The sequence below is a fragment of the Pelagibius sp. genome (assembly GCF_028281305.1).
Lineage (GTDB): Bacteria > Pseudomonadota > Alphaproteobacteria > Kiloniellales > Kiloniellaceae > Pelagibius.
In genome coordinates, this window is record NZ_JANQKD010000118.1 from 1 (window position 1) to 21,463 (window position 21,463).

Consider the following 21,463-nt stretch of genomic DNA (forward strand, 5'->3'; position numbering starts at 1 on the left):
TGGCGAGGCCGACGGCTGGCTGCACGGCCTCTTCCGCTACGAAGACAAGGCCTCCGGCCACATCGCCGAGACCTCCTTCGGCGCCCATGTCTTCAACACGGTGATGACCTACAAGAACGAGCCCCAGTCCTACGCCGGGCGCGCGCCGGGGCTCTCCACACGGCTGTTCCTCTCCTTCGGCCCGAAGCCCTACGAGCCGCTCTGCCACCTGATCTATCCGGCCTCGACGCCCTGGCACGAGAAAAGCCGCACCAACCTGATGCTGCACGACAGCAACGGCGCAATGATCGCCGAGCACGAGGTGCAGATCGCCTGCGGCGGCTCCCTGCTGTGGCGCCCGGCAGACTACTTCTCCGCGGCGGAGATGGAAACCGCCGGGCCGGAAGGCTACGTCATCATCCGCGATGTCACCTGCCGCCTCTTCGGCTACCACGGCCTCACCAACGGCGAGAAGGCCTTCTCCTTCGACCACATGTTCGGGTTTTGAGGAAGGGCCCAACTGATGGAGCGCCCTCCTCTTTCTGAGGCTCAGCTTTACGATATCCTTCTGAAGCAGGAAGCCGAGCTGCGCCCCAAGGCCGAGCGCATGTGGGAGATGGTCAAGATTGCCCCAGAAAGGTGGGACGATCCGAGCTACGCTTCAGGACGCGTAAGCTTTTGGGCAGTTGGCCTGATTGGGGACTGGGTGCTTTTCTGGAATGAGTTCGAGTCTGAATTCTCGTGGTCAAAGTTTGAGACCTACGGCCAGATTGGAAGCTTTTCCTTTGGCCCAACTGAGCTCACGCACTGCATGGAACAGCTCATTCGCCAAGTTGACGGTGAGCAGGCCTACAGCAGTTAAGCCAGCAGCACCCGCGCCAGGGACGCGCGGATGGTCTTGGAGGCGGCGGCGGGGCGCCAGCCGCGCTCGCAGACCAGAAGGGCCCAGGCCTGGACCGAGCAGGCAGCCCAGAGGTAGTCGGCGGCGCGGGCCGCCGTCCAGCCCGGTGCCAGGGCGCCGTCGCGCGCCAGACTTGTTGCCAAGCCCCGGAAACAGTCCAGCAGATCTTCCATGCGGTCGCTCCAGGCGCGCTCGGCGTCCGGGTCGGTGACCCGCAGGCGGATGAGGTCTGAGGCCACCGGATGGATCTTGGGCACGAAGAGCAGCCAGGCTTTCACGTAGCGGTCGAGCCGTTCCGTCGGATCGGGGATCGCCAGCGCGGCATCGAATTTCGCAAAGATGTCCTCGCGCTCGTCGGCGCGGCGCGCCAGCGCCACCAGCAGGCCGCCCCGCGAGCCGAAGTGCACGTAGATCGACTGCCGGGTCATGCCGACCGTCTCGGCGATCTCCGAGAGGGAGACATCGGCGCCGCGCGCGGCAATGAGATCCCAGGCGGCATCGAGGATTTCGGCGCGGCTGCGCTGCGAGCGGACGGTCTTCGCCGGGCCTCTTGTCTTTGCAGGGCGCTTTGTCTTCGCCGGCGTCTTTGTTTTTGACACGTGTAAAAAATCCGATATTTTACGCGCGTCAAATTACAAGGAGTCAGGCATGACCCACAACAGCGATTACGGCAATAGCAACCACGGCAACCCAAACATCGATACCTCGGAAACCGTCGAGGCCCGCCTGGACCGGCTCGTCGCCTGGTACGGCGACGGCGCGGACGGCACGGCCCCAACGCGGGCCCAGTGGCGCGCCCTGCTGGAACGCCCGTCGGACCAGGCCGTCACCGTCGTCAACTTCTTCAAGCTGCGCAGACGGGCGGTCTATCCGGAAGACGCCGAGGCGACGAAGACGTCCGGCATCAGCGGCAAGGAGGCCTTCGACCGCTACGCCGCGGTGAGTGGGCCGACGCTGGAGAAGGTCGGCGGCCGCTTCCTGCTGCTGGCCCCCTTCGAGGCCGCCCTGATGGGTGCAGCGGAGGATTGGGACCTGGTGGTGGTCGGCACCTATCCGGACAGCGAGGCCCTGCTGGCGTTGCACGAGGACGCCGACTACCGCAGCGTCTACCCCCACCGCAGCGGGGCGCTGGAACGCCAGAAGGTCTTCGCCTGCAGCGCCTGAGACGGCTTCCCCCTCACCCAGCTTCGGCTAGGCTCGCTTCCCTCGCCAAGCCTGCGCAACCCTCTCCCCCGAGGGGAGAGGGCTGAGGAGCCTTAGCGAGATCGAAGGTCGAGCTTAGGCGAAGCTGGGTGAGGGGGTCGCATCGGGAGCCACCGAAACAACCTCGCGGCACGGGCGTAAGGTCGCCCTTCACCCCCCGCCGGTCTTCGCCGCCGGCGCGATGCGCTTGATCAGGTTGAGGCCGAGATCGCGGTAGCCCTGGCTCCGGTAAGCGGCCTCGGCGGCCGTGTTTCCGGAGAGCACGCCGATCACCAGTTCGCGGTAGCCACGCTTGGCCGCCGCCGCTTCGGCCGCCGTCATCAGCACCCGGCCGATGCCGCGGCGGCGCAGGTTTTCGTCCACCGCGAGATCGCCGATATGGGCGTAGGGCCGCGCCTCCGGCACCACGTAGACCGGGCCCTCCTCGAAGGTCAGGGTGAGGAAACCCGCGACCGCCCCTTCGACCTCCGCGACCAGGATGAGGCCCTCGGTCTTCGCCACCTGCTCCTCGGCGGCCTTCAGGCTGTCCTCGGCGCCCGCCCGGTCGGTGCGCCTGTTGTTCTCAATCGCGTTTTCGCTGCGGTTGAGCTGCAGCATGAGATCGACCAGACGCTCCCGGTCCCCGGGCAGGGCCTCTCTGATGGAAACGGACATGGGGCGCTCTCAAACGGGTTGGTAAAGGGGCACGGCGGGCGCCAAGATCCTGGGCCGCGGCAGCGCTGTCAAGCCGCCGGCAAGCGGGCCGATTTCGTCCCCAGCTTTGGGTTTCCGCCACCTTGCGGCACCCCCGGACGGTCTCTATGTTTTGGGTACACCCCAGTCAGGAGTCCCCAGAAATGGCGCAGACCAGCCAGAGCCAGTCTCGGCATGCGAAAGTCCTCATCATCGGCTCCGGCGCCGCCGGGCTGACGGCGGCGATCTACACGGCCCGCGCCAATCTGAGCCCGGTGCTGGTGCACGGCCTGCAGCCGGGCGGCCAGATGACCATCACCACCGATGTGGAGAACTATCCGGGCTTCGCCGACGTCATCCAGGGCCCCTGGCTGATGGAGCAGATGCAGAAGCAGGCCGAGCATGTCGGCACGGAGTTGATCTCCGACATCGTTACCGAGGTGGACTTCACCCGCCGCCCCTTCGCGCTGAAGGGCGACAGCGGCACCACCTATACCGCCGACGCGGTGATCGTCGCCACCGGCGCCCAGGCGCGCTGGCTGGGCATCGCCGGGGAGCAGAAGTTCAACGGCCGCGGCGTGTCCGCCTGCGCCACCTGCGACGGCTTTTTCTACCGCGACAAGGAGGTCGTGGTGGTCGGCGGCGGCAACACCGCCGTGGAGGAGGCGCTCTACCTCTCCAACATCTGCTCCAAGGTCACGCTGGTGCACCGCCGCGATGCCCTGCGCGCCGAGAAAATCGGCCAGGACCGCCTGTTCCGCAATCCCAAGATCGAGGTGCGCTGGAACGCCGTCGTGGACGACATCCTGGGCGGCGACGGGCCGATGGACGGGGTGGAGGCGGTGCGCCTGCGCGACACCAAGACCGGGGCGCTCAGCGAACTGGCCTGCGAGGGTGTCTTCGTCGCCATCGGCCACGACCCGGCCACCGCCGTCTTCAAGGACAAGCTGGCGATGGACGCGGAAGGCTATCTGCTGTCGGAGAGCGGCGCCACCGGCACCTCCGTGCCCGGCGTCTTCGCCGCCGGCGACTGCGTCGACAAGGTTTTCCGCCAGGCGGTGACCGCCGCCGGCATGGGCTGCATGGCCGCCCTGGAAGCCGAGAAGTATCTGGCGGAAATGGAAGATTCCGCGACCGAAGCGGCGGAATAGCGCTGCGGGGCCGGCTGGCCTATACTTGGGCCTATACTAAAGAGCGATTCACCCGAACCGCGCCGGCCCTTAGACCAGGGCCCCAGAACCCATCATCCCGGCAGGCCCGTCGACCCGGCGGTCTGCCCTTAGCCATGGGAGGCATTCTTGCTGGACGATGTTGGCCTGCCCCAGAAGCGGGGCCTCGGCGCCACCATCATGGATTGGGACAAGCTGCGCATCTTCCACGCGGTGGCGGAGGCGGGCAGCTTCACCCATGCCGGCGAGCTGTTGAACCTCAGCCAGTCGGCGGTGAGCCGCCAGATCTCGGCCCTGGAAGACAGCCTGAAGGTGCCGCTGTTCCACCGCCACGCCCGCGGCCTGATCCTCACCGAGCAGGGCGAGCTGCTGTACCGCACCGCGCACGAGGTCTTCGGCAAGCTGGCGATGACCGAGGCCCAGCTCACCGAGAGCAAGGACCGCCCCAAGGGGCCCCTGAAGATCACCACCACCGTGGCCTTCGGCTCTCAGTGGCTGGCCCCGCGCATGCACGAGTTCCTCGACGTTTACCCGGAGATTGAGTGTCACCTGCTGCTGCTCGACCGGGAGGTCGACCTGTCGATGCGCGAGGCCGACCTTGCCGTGCGCTTCTCGCCGCCGCGCCAGGCCGACCTCATTCAGCGCCACCTGATGACGGTGCAGATGCACATCTACGCCGCCGCCAGCTACATCAAGAAGCACGGCGTGCCGCAGACCGCCGAGGAGCTGGACGACCACCGCATCGTGGTCTACGGCGAGGATGTGCGCCCGCCGGTGCCGGACGTGAACTGGCTGCTCCGGGTCGGCTACAAGGAAGGCAAGCTGCGCCGCCCCACCATGACGGTCAACAACGTCTATGGGGTGATGAAGGCGGTGCAGTCCGGGGCCGGAATCGGCGCCCTGCCGGAGTACATGAGCTCCAGCAACGCCGATCTCGTGGAGATCCTGCCGGAGCTCACGGGCCCCCAGTTCGACGCCTATTTCGTCTATGCCGAAGAGATGAGGCGGTCTAAGCGGATCTCGGTGTTTCGGGATTTCCTACTCCGCAAAGTTGCAGAGTCGAAGTTCTAAAACCTTTAGCGCGACCCTGCGGCGCGGCGGAATAGGCGGCTAAGGGCATGCCGCCGCTGCCTTTTTTTCGCGATGTTTCAGTTATTTAACAAGGTATGCAGCGCCCGCATATCACCACTGCCCATATGTCTGTAGTAAAATAACCTCAAAAGCCTATTTTCAAATCATCGGATGTTGCGACGCAGCATCCCCGAGTTACCGGCACCCTCCCGCCGGCACTCAGTTCCGAGCGCCCCCCGCTCGGAGAAGGGCCTCACCGCAGGGCTCCCTCCCTGCCCCGAGGTCCTACGTCTCCCAGACGTGAAGCCTCCCTGTTCAACTTGCCGGGCCCTCGAGGCCCGGCTTTTTTCTTTTGGGGTTGAGGCGCGGCCACCACAGGATGGGGCCGGCGCAAACGGGCTGATCGAGCCCGATGGCGCATCCTTCGAGGCTTCGCTGCGCTCCGCACCTCAGGATGAGGTTGGCGTTTTACATCAGGAGTCGCGCCTCATGGTGAGGAGGCGCGCCAGCGCCGTCTCGAACCATGAGGAGGGTCAACGCGCCTGTCGCTACATAAAGAGGCGCTCTGCTTTCGGGTCCATGTCCTTGTAGAGGTCGGCGACGAATTCGCCGTAGCCGTTGTAGAGCAGGGTCGGCACCCGCTCGTCGACGCCCAGCACCCGTTCGGTGGCCTGGCTCCAGCGCGGATGCGGCACCTCCGGGTTCACGTTGGCCCAGAAGCCGTACTCGCCGCCCTGGATCTCCTCCCAGAACGACACCGGGCGCTGGTCGGTGAACTCGAAGCGCACGATGCCCTTGATGTGCTTGAAGCCGTACTTCCAGGGCACGGCGAGGCGCAGCGGGGCGCCGTTCTGCTTGGGTATCGGCTTGCCGTAAAGCCCTGTGGCGATGAAAGCCAACTCGTGGGTCGCCTCGGCCATGGTCAGGCCCTCGATGTAGGGCCAGGGGTACCAGGCCGCGTTCTGGCCGGAGGCCGTGTCGCGGTCGAGGAAGGTTTCCATGCGCACGTAGCGCGCCGACGACAGCGGCCGCGCCAGGTCCACAAGCGCCTTCATGGGAAAACCGCTGTAGGGCACCGCCATGGACCAGGCCTCCACGCAGCGGTGGCGGTAGAGACGCTCCTCCAGCGGCATCTTGGCCAAGAGATCGTCGATGCCGATCTGCATCGGCGTTTCCACCATACCGTCGATGGCCACGGTCCAGGGGCGGATCGGCAGGGCCTGGGCCTTCTGCCAGATGTTCTTGGAGGACCCGAACTCGTAGTAGTTGTTGTAGGTCGTGGCCAGCGTCTCATCGGTGATCGGCCGGTCGAGGACATAGCGCTCGTTCCGGTCCACCGGATAAAGGCCGGCGGAGGGGTCTTCCACGGGCTTCGGGTCATCGGCGGCCTCGGCCACCTGGTTCGGCGCATCATCGCAGCCGGCCAGCAGCCCGCCGGCCCCCAGCAGCAGCGGCCCGGCGGCGGCGGCCTTCAGGAGGCTGCGGCGCTTCAGGAAGACATCTTCCGGTGTGGCCTGGGACTCCGGCAGTTCCCAGCCGCGCTTGATCCGAATCAGCATACGATTCCCTTCCCTCGGTGGCCTGCAGTGGGGCCCTCTCCAAGGGCCTCGGCAACGATCATGAGCGACATCATGGAGGTAGCCCGCGGCCCTGGACCGGACAAGTCAACAAAATGCGAGCGCCCCGCCCCCTGTAACGGGGGCAGGGCCGCGCGGCAGATCAGAAATAGGAAATTAAGCCTTTGACCCGAAAACCACTCAGTCGAGCAGGGAGCGCAGCATCCAGGCGGTCTTTTCGTGCACCGTCATGCGCTGGGTCAGCAGGTCCGCCGTGACCTCGTCGTTGCCGGCCTCGGCGGCGGGAAAGACCGAGCGCGCGGTCTTGGCCACGGCTTCGTGCCCGGCCACCAGCTGGCGGATCATCTCCCTGGCTTCCGGCACGCCCGCCTCCTCCTCGATGGAGGTCAGCTTGGCAAAGGCCGCATAGCTGCCCGGCGCCGGCTCGCCGAGGGAGCGGATGCGCTCGGCCACCTCGTCCAGGGCCGCCCAGAGCTCGGTGTATTCCTCCTCGAACATGGTGTGCAGGGTCTGGAACATCGGCCCCGTCACATTCCAGTGGAATCCGTGGGTTTTGAGGTAAAGGGTATAGGTGTCCGCCAGGACATGGGACAGACCCTCGGCAATGGCCTTGCGGTCGTCAGCGGGAATGCCGGTATTGATCTCCATCTCTCTTGTCCTCTCTCCGTCTAGCCGCCTTGTGGCGGTTCGTCTTTCATAGAGAAATATAGTATTTTTGCCGCTGGTTACAAGTCTCTTTGGAATTATTCCAAAATAATGACAGAGACCGGCAAAGGGCGTTCCCTACCTGGAAACGCCCGCATTGCCCACCCCTGGGCCTATGCCTGGAAAAACCCTTTACCTGACAAACGCTGTCCCTGAAGAACCCTGTCCCAAAGTCGCTGGGCGCGGCGCTTCACGCCTCGCCGCCCTGACGCTGGGAGATCACCTGGTCGGCGAGCCGGCCGGTCAGTTCCTGCAGGTGGTCGAAGCGCCAGTCGAACCTGCCGACGCCAACGGTGAGGGAACGCAGCTCGATAATCAAGTCCTGCAGTTCGGCTTCCGGCAGATGACATTTCAGGTCGTCCCAGCCCTTCCAGCCCGCGCGCATCTCGAAGCCCAGGATCTGGCCGCGCCGCCCGCTGACCAGGGAGTGCACCTTGTTGGTGAACTCGTTGGGCACGGAGATCGTCACTTCGTAGATCGGCTCCAGCAACACCGGGTCGCAGTTCGGCATGCCCTCGGCCATGGCCATGCGGCCCACGGTCTTGAAGGCCTGGTCGGAGGAATCGACCGAGTGGTGCTGGCCGTCGTAGAGGGTCACCGAGACATCCACCACCGGAAAGCCGAGCGGGCCGCGGTCGAGGTATTCCTTGGTGCCGTGCTCCACCGCGCCGATGTACTGGCGCGGCACCGATCCGCCGACCACCTTGTCGACGAACTCGAAGCCCTCGCCGCGCGGCATCGGCCGGATTTCGACGTGGACGTCGCCGAACTGCCCGTGCCCGCCGGTCTGGCGCTTGAAGCGCGAATGCTGCTTGGTCGCCTTGCGGATGGTCTCCTTGTAGGCGGTCTGCGGCCGCTCCGAATCGACTTCGACGTTGTAGCGGTTCTTCAGCCGCTCCACGGCAAGCTTGAGGTGGATGTCCCCCTGGCCGCGCAGCAGCATCTGGTTGGTGTCGCCGTTGTGCTCCATCACCAGCGAGGCGTCCTCGTCGACCAGCCGGCCGATGGAGGCGGTGAGCTTCACTTCGTCCTGGCGGTTGTGGGGCGAGATGGCCAGCGCAAAGACCGGCTGCGGTGTGTCCGGCCACAGGAGCCCGGCCTCCGGGTCGCGCCCCTCCGCGGTCAGCAGGTCGCCGGTGGCCACGGCCTCCATGCGGCCCAGCGCCACCAGGTCTCCCGCTGCGCCCTGCTCGATCTTCTGGTGCTCACCACCCATCAGACGGTAAAGCCCGGAGATCCGGTCGTCGCCCAGGGTATCGCCGTCCTTGAGAGCGCCGCGCCAGATCCGCGCGACCGACATCTTGCCGGTGTGGGACTGGTGGAAGCTGCGGATCACGCTGGCCGCCAGCCCCTCCCCCTCCGGCACGCCCAGGCGCGCCGCGGTGACCGCCGGCTCCGGGCACTCATGGCGCAGCGCCTTCATCAGACGGGTGATGCCGTGCCCCAGTTCCGCCGAGCCGAAGAGCACCGGCACGATGAGATCGTCGGCCAGATCCTTGCTCAGCTGCTCATAGATGTCGTCGGGAGCCGGAACCTTGTCTTCCAGCAGCTGTTCCAGAAGGCCGTCGTCGAAGTCCGCCAGGGACTCCAGCATCTCCTGGCGCGCTTCCTGCTCGCGGTCCTTTACCTGATCGGGCATCTCGATGAGGTCGGACTGTTTGTTCAGGTTGTAGCGCCAGGCGCGTTCGCTCACCAGATCGATGAAGCCGGTCACCTCCTCGCCGTCGCGGATCGGGACCTGGCGCAGCACCAGCGGCTTGGACGACACCGCCTGCAGCGATTCCAGCATGTCGCGCACACGCACCGCCGCCTTGTCCATCTTGTTGACGAAGAGGATGTGCGGGATCTGATAGTCGTCGAGAAACTTGAAAATCGGCGCCAGGGTCAGGCTGCGCTCCGGTTCCGGCGGCGCCACGATCACGGCGATGTCGACGCCCATCAGGGCGGTGTGGTTGTCCTGGATCAGCTCGATCGAGCCGGGGCAGTCGATAAACGACCAGCGCTCGCCCAGGTATTCGCAGTGGGCGAAGTTGGGCTCTGTCGTCATCTGGCGGGCCCGCGCCTCGGGCGCTGAATCGCCGACACTGTTGCCGTCGACGACCGAGCCCTTGCGGTGAACGGCACCGGCGTTCAGGAGAAGGGCTTCCAGCAGCGTCGTCTTGCCGCTGGTGTAGGGTCCTACGAGAGCGGCGCAGCGCGCCGACGATACCGATCTTGACGTCATGGTTCCTCCCCGTCGCCCCCGGCGGGATGGGACCATGAGTTTCCCCATGGCGAGCCTGGGGCGAACTGTCCTCAAGTGGTTGGGCCCTAGAACGAAAGGGCACGGGGTCTTTGCGACCGCTATGTAGGCCTATGGTTTCAAAGATCGCCCGCCGCTGGCAACAAAAAACACGGGGTAGGCCCCGGAGTAGGCCCCGAGTAGGCCCCGGAGTAGACTACGGACCCGGCCGCGCGGGCCCGAAAACCGGCGGCAATCCGGCACCTTGGAATTCTCTTGGTCCGGTGTTAACTTTTGTGGGTTACGCCGTTCCCCCTGGGGATCGGCATTTTTTTGCTTTCAGACAGCGACGGCGGAAAGGCCAGAGGATCATGACGGCGCGGGTATTCATCGACGGCGAGGCAGGCACGACGGGATTGCAGATCCGTGCGCGCCTGGAGGCCCGCGACGATGTCAGCCTGATCCGCCTGGCCGAGGCCGAGCGCAAGGACACCGCCGCGCGGGCCCGCGCCCTGAACGACGCCGACCTGGCCATTCTCTGCCTGCCGGATGCCGCAGCGCGCCAGGCGGTCGGCCTGATCGAGAACCCGGAGGTGCGGGTGATCGACGCCAGCACCGCCCATCGCACCGACCCGGACTGGACCTACGGCTTTCCGGAGATGGATAAGGCGCAGCAGGCCGCTGTCGCCGCCTCCAAGCGGGTCAGCAATCCCGGCTGCTATCCGACCGGGGCCATCGCCCTGATCCGGCCGCTGGTCAGCGCCGGCCTGCTGCCGGCGGACTTTCCCGTCACCGTGAACGCGGTCTCCGGCTACAGCGGCGGCGGCAAAGGGCTGATCCGGCGCTACGAGGATGCGCAGACGCCCGACCATCTGGACAAGGCCTACCGCGCCTATGCCCTGGGCCTCGCCCACAAGCACCTGCCGGAGATGCAGCAGCACGGCCTGCTGGACCACACGCCCCTCTTCGTGCCGGCGGTGGGCAACTACTACAAGGGCATGCTGGTACAGGTGCCGCTGCAGCTCTGGGCTCTGCCTGGGCGCCCGGCGGCGGACGACCTGCGCGACCTTCTGGCCCGCCACTACGCCGGCCAGGACTTCGTCTCCGTCGCCCCGGCGGCGGAAAGCGCCGAGCTTGACGACCTCGACCCCGAGGGCCTGAACGGCACCAACGCCATGCGGCTTTACGTCTTCGGCAATGCCGCCGGCGACCAGGCCGTGCTGGCCGCCGTGCTCGACAACCTCGGCAAGGGCGCTTCCGGCGCCGCGGTGCAGAACCTCAACCTCATGCTGGGCCTCGACCCGCAGGCCGGCCTCGACACCCGCCTGGCCGCATAGACCGGGCCCGGCGCACCTGCGACACGTCGCACTGCAGCTATTCGTGTGAGGAGCGCCATCCGGCGAGCACCCAGCGCGTGGCCCACCCCCCTCCCGACCTCCCCCCATCAAGGGGGGAGGGGAACATTAAAGGCGGCTTCGATAAGAGCCCCCTCCCCCTTGATGGGGGAGGGTTGGGGTGGGGGTGACAGCCGCGCCGTCCCAAGCCGCCCGCCTGTCCGGCCTCAGTCCTTCTTCTCGTAGGTGATCAGGCTGATGAGGGCGCCCAGGGGGTCCTTCAGGGTGACGATCCGGCCGACGCCGGGCACGTCGAAGGGCTCGCCCAGCAGTTCCGCGCCGCCGGCGGTCGCCGCGGCGGCCCGCTTGTCCACGTCATCCACCGTGATGAAGCTGGCCCAGCGCACCGGCAGCGCGGCCATCTCCGGCGGGCGCTGCAGGATCCCGCCGACGTGCTGGCCGCCGGCCATCAGCACGGTGTAAGTGCCGCCGTCGGCCATCTCCATCGCCTCGGTCTCCCAGCCGACGACATCGCGGTAGAAGGCCTTGGCCTTCTCCGCATCGTCGGTCTGCAGTTCGCACCAACTGAAGGCGCCATGGGTCTGGAAGGCATCGCTCATCGTTCCGCTCCTCTTCTTTGCTGCATTCGTCATCCGGGCGCGGCGCGGGTGCCGGCCCCTCGATCCTAGACGAAGCAGCAGCCCGGAACCCGACGGCATCGCCATGGAGTTCCGCCGGAGAGGTCAGGCAAAGAGAAAGGGGCGACCAGGCAGGCCGCCCCCTCTGATACCCAAGAAAACGCCGTCCGGGTCAGGCGCTCTGACGCACCTTGCCCAGAAAAGCGGCGACCTGCTGCTTCAGGTCGTTGGCATCGCCGTTCAGGCCTTCGATCGCCGCCACGGCCTGCTGCAGCGCGGTCATGGTCTGCTCGGATGCACCGCGCACCTCGACGATGGTCGAGGAGACCTTGGCGGTGTCGCCGGCGGCCGATTCGACGTTGCGGCCGATCTCCTGGGTCGCGGCGTTCTGCTCCTCCACCGCCGAGGCGATCGCCGTCGTCGACTCGTTGACCTGGCCGATGACGTCGCGAATGCTGGCGATGGCGGAAACCGCTTCCGAGGTTGCCTGCTGCATGGCGTTGATCTGGCCGGAGATCTCCTCCGTCGCCTTGGTGGTCTGCGAGGCCAGGGTCTTGACCTCGTTGGCCACCACCGCAAAGCCCTTGCCGGCGTCGCCGGCGCGGGCTGCCTCGATGGTGGCGTTCAGCGCCAGCAGGTTGGTCTGCTCGGCAATCTCGTTGATCAGCTTCACCACGTCGCCGATCTTCTGCGCGGCGGTGTCGAGGGACTGAACCGTCTCGTTCGTCGACTCCGCCTCCTGCACCGCGCCCGAGGCGATCTTGGCGGACTCGCTGGCCCGCCGGGCGATCTCGCCGATCGATGCGGACATCTCTTCCGAAGCCGCGGCGACGCTGTCCACGTTGCCGCTCGCACCCTCGGCCGCCCCGGAGACCAGGGCGCTCTTCTCGCTGGTCTCGGTTGCCAGGTCACGCACCTGGCGGGTGGCGGCGTCGATGTTGCTGGCCGCTTCCAGCACGCTGGTGACCTTGCCGGCCACCGACTGCTCGAACTCGTTGGCCAGGTTGCTCATCGCCTCCTGCTTTTCCGAGGCCGCGCGCGCTTCCTGCTCGTGGCGCTCCTGCTCCAGGCGGCGCTTCTCCAGGGCATTCTCTTTGAAGACCTGAACGGCGCGCGCCATATCGCCGATCTCGTCACCCTGACGCTGATAGGCGACCTCCACGGCAGTATCGTCCTGCGCCAGGCGGTTCATCACCTCCGCCAGCCGCGGCAGCGGGCGCAGCAGCATGCGGAAAGCGGCAAACGCGATCAGGGCCGTGACGACGATGGCGAGGGTCGCGGTGATCGCCAGCTTGCTGGTCAGGGAGTCGAGCACTGCGTTCACATTGGACTTCAGCACCCCGGCGTAGAGGATACCGATCACCTCGCCCCCGGGGGAAAAGATCGGCTGATAGATGGTGTAGTAGGCCTTGCCGAGGATCACCGCCTCGCCGCGGAAGGTCTCGCCCTTCATGACGATCGGATAGACCGCCCCCTTCTGGCCCAGCGGCGTTCCGATCGCGCGGCTGCCGTCGTCTTTTTTGATGTTGGTCGTGCGGCGCCAGAAGTCCCGGCTTTCGTCCTCCCAGACGAAGACGGTCGCGGTCTCGCCGGTCAGGTCGCCGATGCGGTCGATCATCGTGTGATCGGGAAAGTCCGGAATGCCGTCGATGGTCACCCGCTGGACCTGCGCGCCCTGACGGGAAACCTGCAGTTGCGGATAGCGCTCCGCGAAGATGTCAGCGGCGATGCGCAGGCTCGAAGACTGACGGTCGACGACCTGGTCGCGAATCTCCCCCTGGATGGCAAAGACAGCCGCCGTCGCGCAGGCTGCAGCCGCCAACACGATCAAGACAATCGTCAGCACCATCGTCTTGGTCGTCAGCTTGACATTTCTCATGAATAACAGAGGTTTCATAACTCCCACTCTCGCTGTAACTCCAAAAACACCAGCCCCCATGATCGCTACGCAATCTATTCAAGCGCTCCTTATCATTTGTTTAATCGCCTCAGAGTTTTCATCGGACCGCCCTCAACACGCGTCACAGGCGAGCGATCACCAGGGGTAGCGCCTCTCACCGTCGCTTCAGCATCGTTTGGCGGGTTCGCGGCCAGCGGGCCCGATCAGATCTTCCGCAGTGCACCGATACGCCGCCGCAGGTAGGCCTGCTCGGCAGGATTGGCTGCAAGGCCGAGGGCGGCCTCGTAGCGCTCGAGTGCCGCCGGCGCGTCGCCGGCCTCTGCCAGCAGCGCCGCACGGGCCGCATGGAAGTGATGGTAGCGCTGCATTTCCGGCTGGCCCGAGAGGTCGTCCAGCATGGCCAGGCCGACGGCAAGATCCCCCGCCTTGGCGATGGCGACGGCGCGGTTGAGGCGCACAACCGGCCCGCCCTGATAGCGCTCCAGAATCCCGTAAAGCTCGGCGATCTGTGCCCAGTCGGTTGCCGCGGCCGTCTCCGGCCCGGCGTGCAGAGCGGCGATGGCGGCCTGGATCTGATAGGGCCCGGGTTGCTTGCGGCGCAGCGCCTGCTCCACCAGCGCCTGCCCTTCGACGATCATCTGCCGGTCCCAGAGGCCCCGGTCCTGTTCGTCCAGCGCCACGATATCTCCGGCGCCGTCCAGCCGCGCATCGCGCCGCGAATGCTGCAGCAGAATGAGGGCCAGAAGGCCGCCCACCTCGGGCTCGCCGCCGTAGAGGCGCTTCAGCAGGCGCGCCAGGCGCAGGGCCTCCAGGCAGAGGTCGCGGCGCACCAGTTCGGGCGCCCGGTGCGCCTTGTAGCCCTCGTTGAAGATCAGATAGACCACGGACAACACGGTCCCCAGGCGCCCCGGCAGGGCGCGGGCATCGGGCACCTCGTAAGGCACGCGCTCCTCTGCGAGGCGGCGCTTGGCGCGGACCAGGCGCTGCTCCATGGCCCTGGGCTGCAGCAGAAAGGCGCGCGCAATCTCCTCCACCGACAGCCCGGCGATTGTCTTCAGCGTGAGCGCGATCTGCAGGTCCTCACTGAGACTCGGATGGCAGCAGGTGAAGACCAGCCGCAGCAGGTCGTCGCGCAGATGCAGACGCAGCGCGTCGGCACTGAGGTCCAGGTCGGGCGGGCCGCCGGAGGCAAGCTGCCGCTCGGCCCGGCAATAGGCCGATTCCAGGGAGCGGCGGCGGATCTGGTCAATGGCCTTGTTGCGCCCGGTCTGGATCAGCCAGGCGGAGGGATTGTCGGGCAGGCCCCGCTGCGGCCAGACCTCCAGCGCCCGCGCCAGGGCCTCCTGCAGTGCGTCCTCCGCCGGGTCCAGGCCGCCGAGCAGGCGGATCAGGGTCGCCAGGGCCTTGGGCCGCGCAATCTTCAGGGCAGACGCAATCTCCTGGGCTGATGCGATCGCCTCGGCTGACGCCATTCCCCCTCCTCGCCCTCCGGGCCGGCTTCGGGCCTGCTTCGGGCCTGCTTCGAGCCCGGTCTTGAGGCTGCTACCGCTTCTCGGGCGGATCCGACATGTACATGATCGGGCGCACCTCGATGCAGCCGGTGGGCACACTGGGCAGCATCTTCGCATAGCCTGTGGCTTCTTCCAGGCTGGCGCAGTCGAGGATGTAGAGGCCCAGCAGTTGTTCCTTGGTTTCGGCGAAGGGCCCGTCGATCAACCGAACTTCGCCGTCTTTCCGGCGCACCGTGGTGGCCGCGCCGGTCGGCACCAGCCGGCTGGCAGCCACGAAGGTGCCGTTGCCGCGCGTAACCTCATGCAGCTTGCGGTGCTCCGCCAGGGCCGCCTCCTCCTCGGCGGCGCTCAGCGCCTCGACCTCTTCCTCGGCCTGATAGATCAACAGCGTATAGAGCATGGATCCGTCCCCCTTTTGGCTGTGCGCTCTCCTGTCCTAGACGAAGCCCGGGCCCGATTCCCGACAGGGCGCTGGACACTGGGCGCTGGATACGGGGCGCTGGATACTGGGCACAGGATCAGGAACCGGTTTTCTGATAGCGGTCCCAGATCGCCTTGACCCCTGGCTCCGCGAGCAGGGCCGTGCGCAGCCGGGCAATCGCCGGGCGGCTTTGCGCCGGGGGATACCAGTCGGTGAGCATGAGCAGGTAGGGATCGAGCGCCGAAAGGCGCTCGCCACCGAAGAAGGGGCCGGGGGTCAGCGGGTCGTCCAGAAGCGCGAACAGACGGTCGAGTTCCTCCGCGGCAGCCTGCTTGACCCCGGCGATCCCGGCTTCCTCCGCCGTAAACCGCTTGGGGTAGTAGTAGCGCAGATCGGCGCCGTAGAGGTTGACCGCCATGAAGAACAGCCAGCGGTCGAAGGCCGCCCGCTCGAGGCTGCCGGGCGGCGGCGCCAGGCCGGCCTCCGGCGTGCTGTCGGCGATGTGCAGGATCATGGCCGCCGATTCCGTCATGACCTGTCCGTCGGGTAGGATCATGACCGGGACCTGACCCATGGGATTCAGGCGGCGGAATGCTGCGCCCCAATGCTCCTTGGCATGCCAATCCACAAGCACCCGCTCGTAGGGCGTTCCGGCCAGGGCCATGACCACCTCGGGCGCAAAAGCACCGGTGTTCTCGGCCCAGTAAAGCTTGTACATCGCGTCCCCCATCACCGGTCCAGTCTTGCGGAAGCCGAACCTTAGCCCGGCGGCCTCCTGCCAAACCACGGACAAGCCGCCTCGAACTGGGCGGCCAGGGCGAAAAGGCGCGCCTCCGCGCCCACCGCTGCAGCGATCTGCACGCCGATCGGCAGGCCCGCATCGGACCAATGCAGCGGCAGCGAGGCCGCCGGCTGACCGGACATGTTGAACATCTGGGTGAAGGCGACGTAGGGCTGGACCGCGTGGATGAAGCCGTCGAAGTCGTCGTGCAGCGTGTCGATGGTGCCGAGGCGCGGCGGCGGCTGCGCCATGGTGGGCGACAGGATGATGTCGTGCGCGCCCAGAAAGGCAGCGAGGCGCTCGCCGACAGACCGCACCACCTGCTGGGCGCGCAGATAGTCCTTGGCCGCGATCCCATTGCCCCGTTCGACGAAGCGCCAGGTGACGATCTCCAGGTCCTGCTCGCTTGCGCCCTCGGGCCAGAGCGGATTGCCGGGGCCCAGGGCGTCGGCCATGTTGGCGCCAACGATGACGGTCATGGCCTGGCGCAGGGCGGCATAGTCGATATCAGGCGCCGCCTCCACGACCGTGTGGCCGAGTTCGGCAGCCAGCGCCACGGCTTTCTGAAGCGCTGCCGTGCAGTCCGGATGAACCGGCACGTCGTCCGGCGTCTGCTGGTGCCAGGCGATGCGCAGCCGCCCGGGGTCGGAGCCGACCGCATCCAGAAAGGGCCGCTCCGGCTTCGGCAGGCTGTAGGGATGATAGGCGGGCGGGCCGCAGGTGGCGTCGAGAAGCGCGGCGGAATCGCGCACCGAGCGGGTCACCGCGTGAAAGGCGGTCATCCCCGCCCAGGCGTCATTTGTGACGTTGCGACCGCGGCTCGGTTTCAGCCCGAAGAGCCCGCAGCAGGAGGCCGGGATGCGGATCGAGCCGCCGCCGTCGGAGGCGTGGGCCAAGGGCACCATGCCCGCCGCCACCGCCGCCCCGGCGCCGCCGCTGGACCCGCCTGAGGAATAGTCCAGGTTCCAGGGATTGCGGGTCGCGCCGTGCTGCGCGGTCTCGGTGCTGACGTTGAGGCCGAACTCCGAGGTGGCGGACTTTCCGACGACGACCAGCCCGGCCGCACGCCAGCGGGCCACCATGGGGTCGTCGAAGGGCGCGCGGTAGTCGGCGCACCAGCGGCTGCCGTTGCCGCAGGGCCGGCCGCGGCGGAAGGTATAGAGATCCTTCAGCAGAAAGGGTAGCCCGGCGAAGGGGCCGTCCCAGCCGTCCTCGGCCAGTTCAGCGCGCGCCTCTTCATAGAAACGGTGCACCACGGCGTTGACGGCGGGGTCGCGCGCCTCGATGCGGGCGATCGCCGCCTCCAGGACCTCGGCGGCGGCGACCTCGCCACGGCGAATCAGCTCGGCGAGGCCGAGCCCGTCGTGTTGGTCCAGCAGGGCGTCCTGCGGCAAAGCGCCCCCTTTCGCGTCAGCCGCCTATGGCTGCGCCAATCGTTCCGGGCTCAGTCGGCCCGGATTTCAGTCAGTAAGCGCTTCGCAGGCCTTCTTGATGCGCTTGCAGGCCTCCTCCAGCGCCTCGGTCGAGGTGGCGTAGGAGACGCGGAAGTGGGGCGAGAGGCCGAAGGCCGCGCCGTGCACCGCCGCGACACCGACGGATTCCAGCAGGTAGGTGACGAAGTCCTCGTCGGTCTCGAGGGTCTTGCCGTCGGGCGTCTTCTTGCCGATGCAGCCGGCGCAGGACGGATAGACGTAGAAGGCGCCCTCCGGCTTGTGGCAGTGCAGGCCCGGGCAGTCGTTCAGCATGGAGACGACGAGATCGCGGCGCTGCTTGAAGACCTCGGCCCGCTCCGGGATGAAGTCCTGGGTGCCGTTCAGCGCCTCCACCGCCGCCGCCTGGCTGATCGACGAGGGGTTGGAGGTCGACTGCGACTGCACCTTTGCAATCGCCTTGATCAGCGGCTGGGGGCCGCCGGCGTAGCCGATGCGCCAGCCCGTCATGGCATAGGCCTTGGAAACGCCGTTCATGGTGAGGGTGCGGTCCTTCAGGCCCGGCTCCACCTGGGCCGGGGTCACGAACTCGAAGTCGTCGTAGACCAAGTGTTCGTACATGTCGTCGGTCAGCACCCAGACCTGGGGGTGGCGCATCAGCACGTCGGTCAGCGCCTTCATCTCCGCGCGGGAATAGGCAGCGCCGGTCGGGTTGGACGGGCTGTTGAGGATCAGCCAGCGGGTCTTGGGCGTGATCGCCGCCTCCAGCGCCTCCGGCTGCAGCTTGAAATTCTGGTTGGCGCCGCAGGACACGATCACCGGCTCGCCTTCGGCCAGCAGCACCATGTCCGGATAGGAGACCCAATAGGGTGCCGGAATGATGACCTCGTCGCCCGGGTTCACGGTGGCCTGGAAGGCGTTGTAGAGCACCTGCTTGCCGCCGGTGCCGACGGTGATCTCGGCCGGGCCGTAGTCGAGCCCGTTCTCGCGCTTGAACTTGGCGGAAATCGCTTCCTTCAGCGCCGGCGTGCCGTCGACGGCGGTGTACTTGGTATCGCCGGCGTTGATGGCGGCGACCGCCGCCGCCTTGATGTTGTCGGGGGTGTCGAAGTCCGGTTCGCCGGCGCCCAGGCCGATGACGTCCTTGCCCGCCGCTTTCAGTTCGCGCGCCTTCGTCGAGACGGCAATGGTGGGCGAGGGCTTGATTCGCGACAAACGCTCCGCGATCACGGACATCGGTAGTTCTCCCGCAAAGATGAATGGCGATGAGGGACGGTTCTCGCCAGGACAACGTCTGAAGCGTCAACTTAGTCCCGGCCCCGTCGGGCTGGCAACCGGCAAAGGCGGGAGGCTGGGTTGCGACGGGCGCCACCGCCCGCCCGCCAGACCAAGGATAGACGGGCGGCTGACGGGCAATAGACGGGGGACCAGCGCCTTAATCGGTCACAAGCCACCATGGAATCGCCCCAATCTCGGTCCGCTCTCGCCACGGTCCCCTGGCCCACTGGCGTCCTGGAAAGACCGCCGTCCCCGGCCTCCGGCCCGATGACCAGCCCGATGAACCGATTGGCTACCGGGCCGATAGAACGGATTGGGGCTTCGGCCCGACGCAGTGAATGAAGCTTCGGACCGGCGGCGGTCGAAGGGACGAGAGAGAGAGAGACCTGGGGGACGACCATGATGCGTCACGACATGCTGCCTTACCGGCCGGCCAGCCTGATCCCGCCACAGATGATCCGCGCCTGCCTGCGCTCGGTCTTCGTGGTGGGCGGCACGCTGGGCTTTGCCATCGCCGTCCTGATCCTGAGCTTCGCCCTGCGCGGCCTGCCCGCCGCCCACGGCGCCGAGGCGGGTCAGGATCTGCCCAACGGACTCTTCTTCCGCTCCGGCGACGGGCAGAGCGGCCTGGAGGCACCGGTGCTTCAGAGCGACGTGAGCATGGCGGTGAGCGGCCTGGTGAACCGGGTCACCGTGCGCCAGGTCTTTCACAATCCCAGCGACCACTGGCTGGAAGGCATCTATGTCTACCCGCTGCCGGAGCGCTCCGCCGTCGACCGCCTGACCATGACCATCGGCGACCGCAAGGTGGAAGGCCGCATCATGGAAAAGGCCGAGGCCGAACGCGCCTATCAGGCCGCCGCCGAAAACGGCCAGCGCGCCAGCCTGGTCAGCGGCGAGCGGCCCAACGTCTTCGTGACCTCGGTCGCCAACATCGGGCCGGGCGAAAGCATCACCATCGAGATCGGCTATCAGGATACGGTCGCCTACGAGAACGGCGTCTTCGCCCTGCGCTTTCCCATGGTGGTGGCGCCGCGCTACAGCCCGGCGCCGCCCGCGGTGGTCGAGGCGCCCGCGAGTCCCGTGACCCCCACCCCGGCCGTCGACCCGGCGCAAGACGCGGAAGCCCGCGACCTCTTCGGGCCGGTCGAGACCGGCGAGAAACACAACCCGCTGTCGCTGGCCATCACCCTTGATGCCGGCGTCCCGCTGCAGAACGTGAAAAGCCTCTACCACCCGGTGGTCGTCGAGACCCTGGAGAACGGCCGCCAACGCATCGACCTGCGCGACGGCAGTGTGCCGGCGGACCGCGATTTCGTGCTCGAGTGGCAGCCGGTCCCCAGCGCCGCGCCCCAGGCCGCCGTCTTCGCCGAGCAGGTCGGCGCCGACACCCACCTGCTGGTGATGATGGTGCCGCCGGAACCCACCTGGACCAACACCGAGCCGGTGCCCGCCCCCTTCCCGCGCGAACTGGTCTTCGTCATCGACACCTCCGGCTCGATGCACGGCGACTCCCTGGACCAGGCCAAGGCGGCCGTCATCGCCGCCCTGAAGAGCCTCAATCCCGAGGACCGCTTCAACGTGGTGCAGTTCAACAGCGTCACCAACGCGCTCTACCGCCGGCCGATGGTGGCCTCCGTCGCCAACGTCTCGCGCGCCTTTCACTACGTCAGCGCGCTGCAGGCCGAGGGCGGCACCGAGATGGCCCCGGCGCTGGACTTCGCGCTGACCGGCGGCACCGCCGACGGCTACCTCAGCCAGATCGTCTTCCTGACCGACGGCGCCGTCGGCAACGAGCACGAGCTCTTCAAGATGGTCGCCGAGCAACTGGGCGACAGCCGCCTCTTCACCATCGGCATCGGCTCCGCCCCCAACAGCTACTTCATGCGCAAGTCCGCCGAACTGGGCCGCGGCAGCTTCACCCACATCGGCGATCTGGAAGAGGTGGCCACGCGCATGGAAGCGCTCTTCGCCAAGCTGGAGAACGCGGCGCTGACCGACATCCGCGTCGGCTGGCCGATTGCCGCGGGCAAGCGCGTAGAGGCCTATCCCAGCCCCCTGCCCGATCTTTACGAAGGGGAGCCGGTGACCTTCAGCGCCCGCCTGGAAGGCGTTCCTCTGGAAGAACTGGAAGGGCAGATGCTGATCACCGGGACCGGTTCGGAGGGCCCCTGGCAGCAGCGCCTCTCCCTCGACAGCCTGACCGCCGCGCCGGGCACCGCCAGCCTCTGGGCCCGGGCCAAGCTGGTCGCCATCGAAGACCGCTTCTACGACACACCGGGGGTCGACAGCACCGCGGTGCGCGCCGACGCCCTGGCGCTGGCCCTGGAGCACGGTCTGGTCACCCGCTACACCAGCCTGGTGGCGATCGACGAGGAACGCGCGCGGCCCGAAGACGAGACCCTGCAGAGCGAGGAGATCGCCCGCAACCTGCCCGAAGGCTGGAGCGCCGAGCATGTCTTCGGCGCCGCCGAGGCGGAAACGGGAGCAGACCCGGCCCGCCTGCAGGCACCCGCCATGCAGGCCCCGCTGATGGACGCAGCCCAAACGAAGGCAATGCGCAGCTTTGCGCTGCCAGCACCGCTGCTGCAGCAGGCCGATGCTGCCAATGGCGGCCAGCCGATCGTGCTGCCGCAGGGTGCGACCGCAGCCGAGCGCATGGCCCTCTTCGG

General features: G+C 67.1%; 18 protein-coding genes and 1 pseudogene. 7 read left to right on the plus strand and 12 right to left on the minus strand.

Annotated elements, in window-relative coordinates:
- Positions 1–487 (plus strand): annotated as a pseudogene (locus Q0982_RS21855) (hypothetical protein); the annotation flags it as partial.
- Positions 488–502: 15 nt separating this feature from the next.
- Positions 503–841, plus strand: coding sequence for a hypothetical protein (locus tag Q0982_RS21860; RefSeq protein ID WP_299399748.1), 339 nt, complete (start codon positions 503–505; stop codon positions 839–841).
- Here Q0982_RS21860 and Q0982_RS21865 read toward each other — a convergent pair.
- Entirely contained in the window at positions 838–1,479 is a 642-nt protein-coding gene (locus Q0982_RS21865) for a TetR/AcrR family transcriptional regulator (protein WP_299399750.1), read from the minus strand. The two genes, Q0982_RS21860 and Q0982_RS21865, sit on opposite strands and share 4 nt — an antisense overlap.
- 49 nt (positions 1,480–1,528) lie before the next feature.
- Between Q0982_RS21865 and Q0982_RS21870 the strand changes: the two genes are divergently transcribed.
- On the plus strand, positions 1,529–2,044 hold the full coding sequence (locus Q0982_RS21870) for a DUF1330 domain-containing protein (protein WP_299399751.1): 516 nt from the start codon (positions 1,529–1,531) through the stop codon (positions 2,042–2,044).
- Between the two features lie 189 nt (positions 2,045–2,233).
- Here Q0982_RS21870 and Q0982_RS21875 read toward each other — a convergent pair whose 3' ends face one another.
- Positions 2,234–2,737, minus strand: a complete 504-nt coding sequence (locus tag Q0982_RS21875) for a GNAT family N-acetyltransferase (RefSeq protein ID WP_299399754.1) — start codon at positions 2,735–2,737, stop codon at positions 2,234–2,236.
- A 182-nt stretch (positions 2,738–2,919) separates the two neighbouring features.
- Between Q0982_RS21875 and trxB the strand changes: the two genes are divergently transcribed.
- Entirely contained in the window at positions 2,920–3,906 is a 987-nt protein-coding gene (trxB, locus tag Q0982_RS21880) for a thioredoxin-disulfide reductase (RefSeq protein ID WP_299399755.1), read from the plus strand.
- 198 nt (positions 3,907–4,104) lie between these two features.
- The gene (locus Q0982_RS21885) at positions 4,105–4,995 is read left to right on the plus strand and encodes a LysR family transcriptional regulator (RefSeq protein ID WP_299399781.1); all 891 of its coding nucleotides are present in this window, start codon (positions 4,105–4,107) and stop codon (positions 4,993–4,995) included.
- A 548-nt stretch (positions 4,996–5,543) separates the two neighbouring features.
- Here Q0982_RS21885 and msrP read toward each other — a convergent pair.
- The 3 genes from msrP to Q0982_RS21900 form a co-directional block, all read right to left on the minus strand.
- Positions 5,544–6,554: a protein-methionine-sulfoxide reductase catalytic subunit MsrP gene (gene msrP, locus Q0982_RS21890; protein ID WP_299399756.1), complete on the minus strand. Its 1,011-nt coding sequence runs from the start codon at positions 6,552–6,554 to the stop codon at positions 5,544–5,546.
- A gap of 198 nt (positions 6,555–6,752) precedes the next feature.
- Positions 6,753–7,220 (minus strand): Dps family protein, encoded by a 468-nt coding sequence (locus Q0982_RS21895; protein WP_299399757.1) that lies wholly within the window; start codon positions 7,218–7,220, stop codon positions 6,753–6,755.
- A 247-nt stretch (positions 7,221–7,467) separates the two neighbouring features.
- A complete protein-coding gene (locus tag Q0982_RS21900) occupies positions 7,468–9,501 on the minus strand; it encodes an elongation factor G (RefSeq protein WP_299399758.1) in 2,034 nt (677 codons plus the stop codon).
- Between the two features lie 368 nt (positions 9,502–9,869).
- Between Q0982_RS21900 and argC the strand changes: the two genes are divergently transcribed.
- Entirely contained in the window at positions 9,870–10,835 is a 966-nt protein-coding gene (gene argC / locus Q0982_RS21905; protein ID WP_299399759.1) for an N-acetyl-gamma-glutamyl-phosphate reductase, read from the plus strand.
- A 224-nt stretch (positions 10,836–11,059) separates the two neighbouring features.
- On the opposite strand, the gene Q0982_RS21910 is transcribed toward argC, so the two are convergent.
- The 7 genes from Q0982_RS21910 to Q0982_RS21940 form a co-directional block, all read right to left on the minus strand.
- Complete coding sequence (locus Q0982_RS21910; RefSeq protein ID WP_299399761.1) at positions 11,060–11,452, minus strand: VOC family protein; 393 nt, start codon at positions 11,450–11,452, stop codon at positions 11,060–11,062.
- 190 nt (positions 11,453–11,642) lie between these two features.
- Positions 11,643–13,349 (minus strand): methyl-accepting chemotaxis protein, encoded by a 1,707-nt coding sequence (locus tag Q0982_RS21915; protein WP_299399764.1) that lies wholly within the window; start codon positions 13,347–13,349, stop codon positions 11,643–11,645.
- 224 nt (positions 13,350–13,573) lie between these two features.
- Positions 13,574–14,842 carry an RNA polymerase sigma factor gene (locus Q0982_RS21920; protein ID WP_299399766.1) on the minus strand — a complete coding sequence of 423 codons (1,269 nt, stop codon included), beginning with the start codon at positions 14,840–14,842 and terminating at the stop codon, positions 13,574–13,576.
- Positions 14,843–14,912: 70 nt separating this feature from the next.
- Positions 14,913–15,281 carry a YciI family protein gene (locus Q0982_RS21925; protein WP_299399768.1) on the minus strand — a complete coding sequence of 123 codons (369 nt, stop codon included), beginning with the start codon at positions 15,279–15,281 and terminating at the stop codon, positions 14,913–14,915.
- Between the two features lie 118 nt (positions 15,282–15,399).
- Positions 15,400–16,020, minus strand: coding sequence for a glutathione S-transferase family protein (locus Q0982_RS21930; protein ID WP_299399770.1), 621 nt, complete (start codon positions 16,018–16,020; stop codon positions 15,400–15,402).
- Between the two features lie 41 nt (positions 16,021–16,061).
- A complete protein-coding gene (locus Q0982_RS21935) occupies positions 16,062–17,477 on the minus strand; it encodes an amidase (protein WP_299399773.1) in 1,416 nt (471 codons plus the stop codon).
- A 66-nt stretch (positions 17,478–17,543) separates the two neighbouring features.
- A complete protein-coding gene (locus tag Q0982_RS21940) occupies positions 17,544–18,749 on the minus strand; it encodes an aspartate transaminase (RefSeq protein ID WP_299399776.1) in 1,206 nt (401 codons plus the stop codon).
- 441 nt (positions 18,750–19,190) lie between these two features.
- Here Q0982_RS21940 and Q0982_RS21945 point away from each other — a divergent pair.
- Positions 19,191–21,463 (plus strand): marine proteobacterial sortase target protein (locus Q0982_RS21945; RefSeq protein ID WP_299399778.1); only part of this gene is annotated, 2,273 nt, incomplete at its 3' end.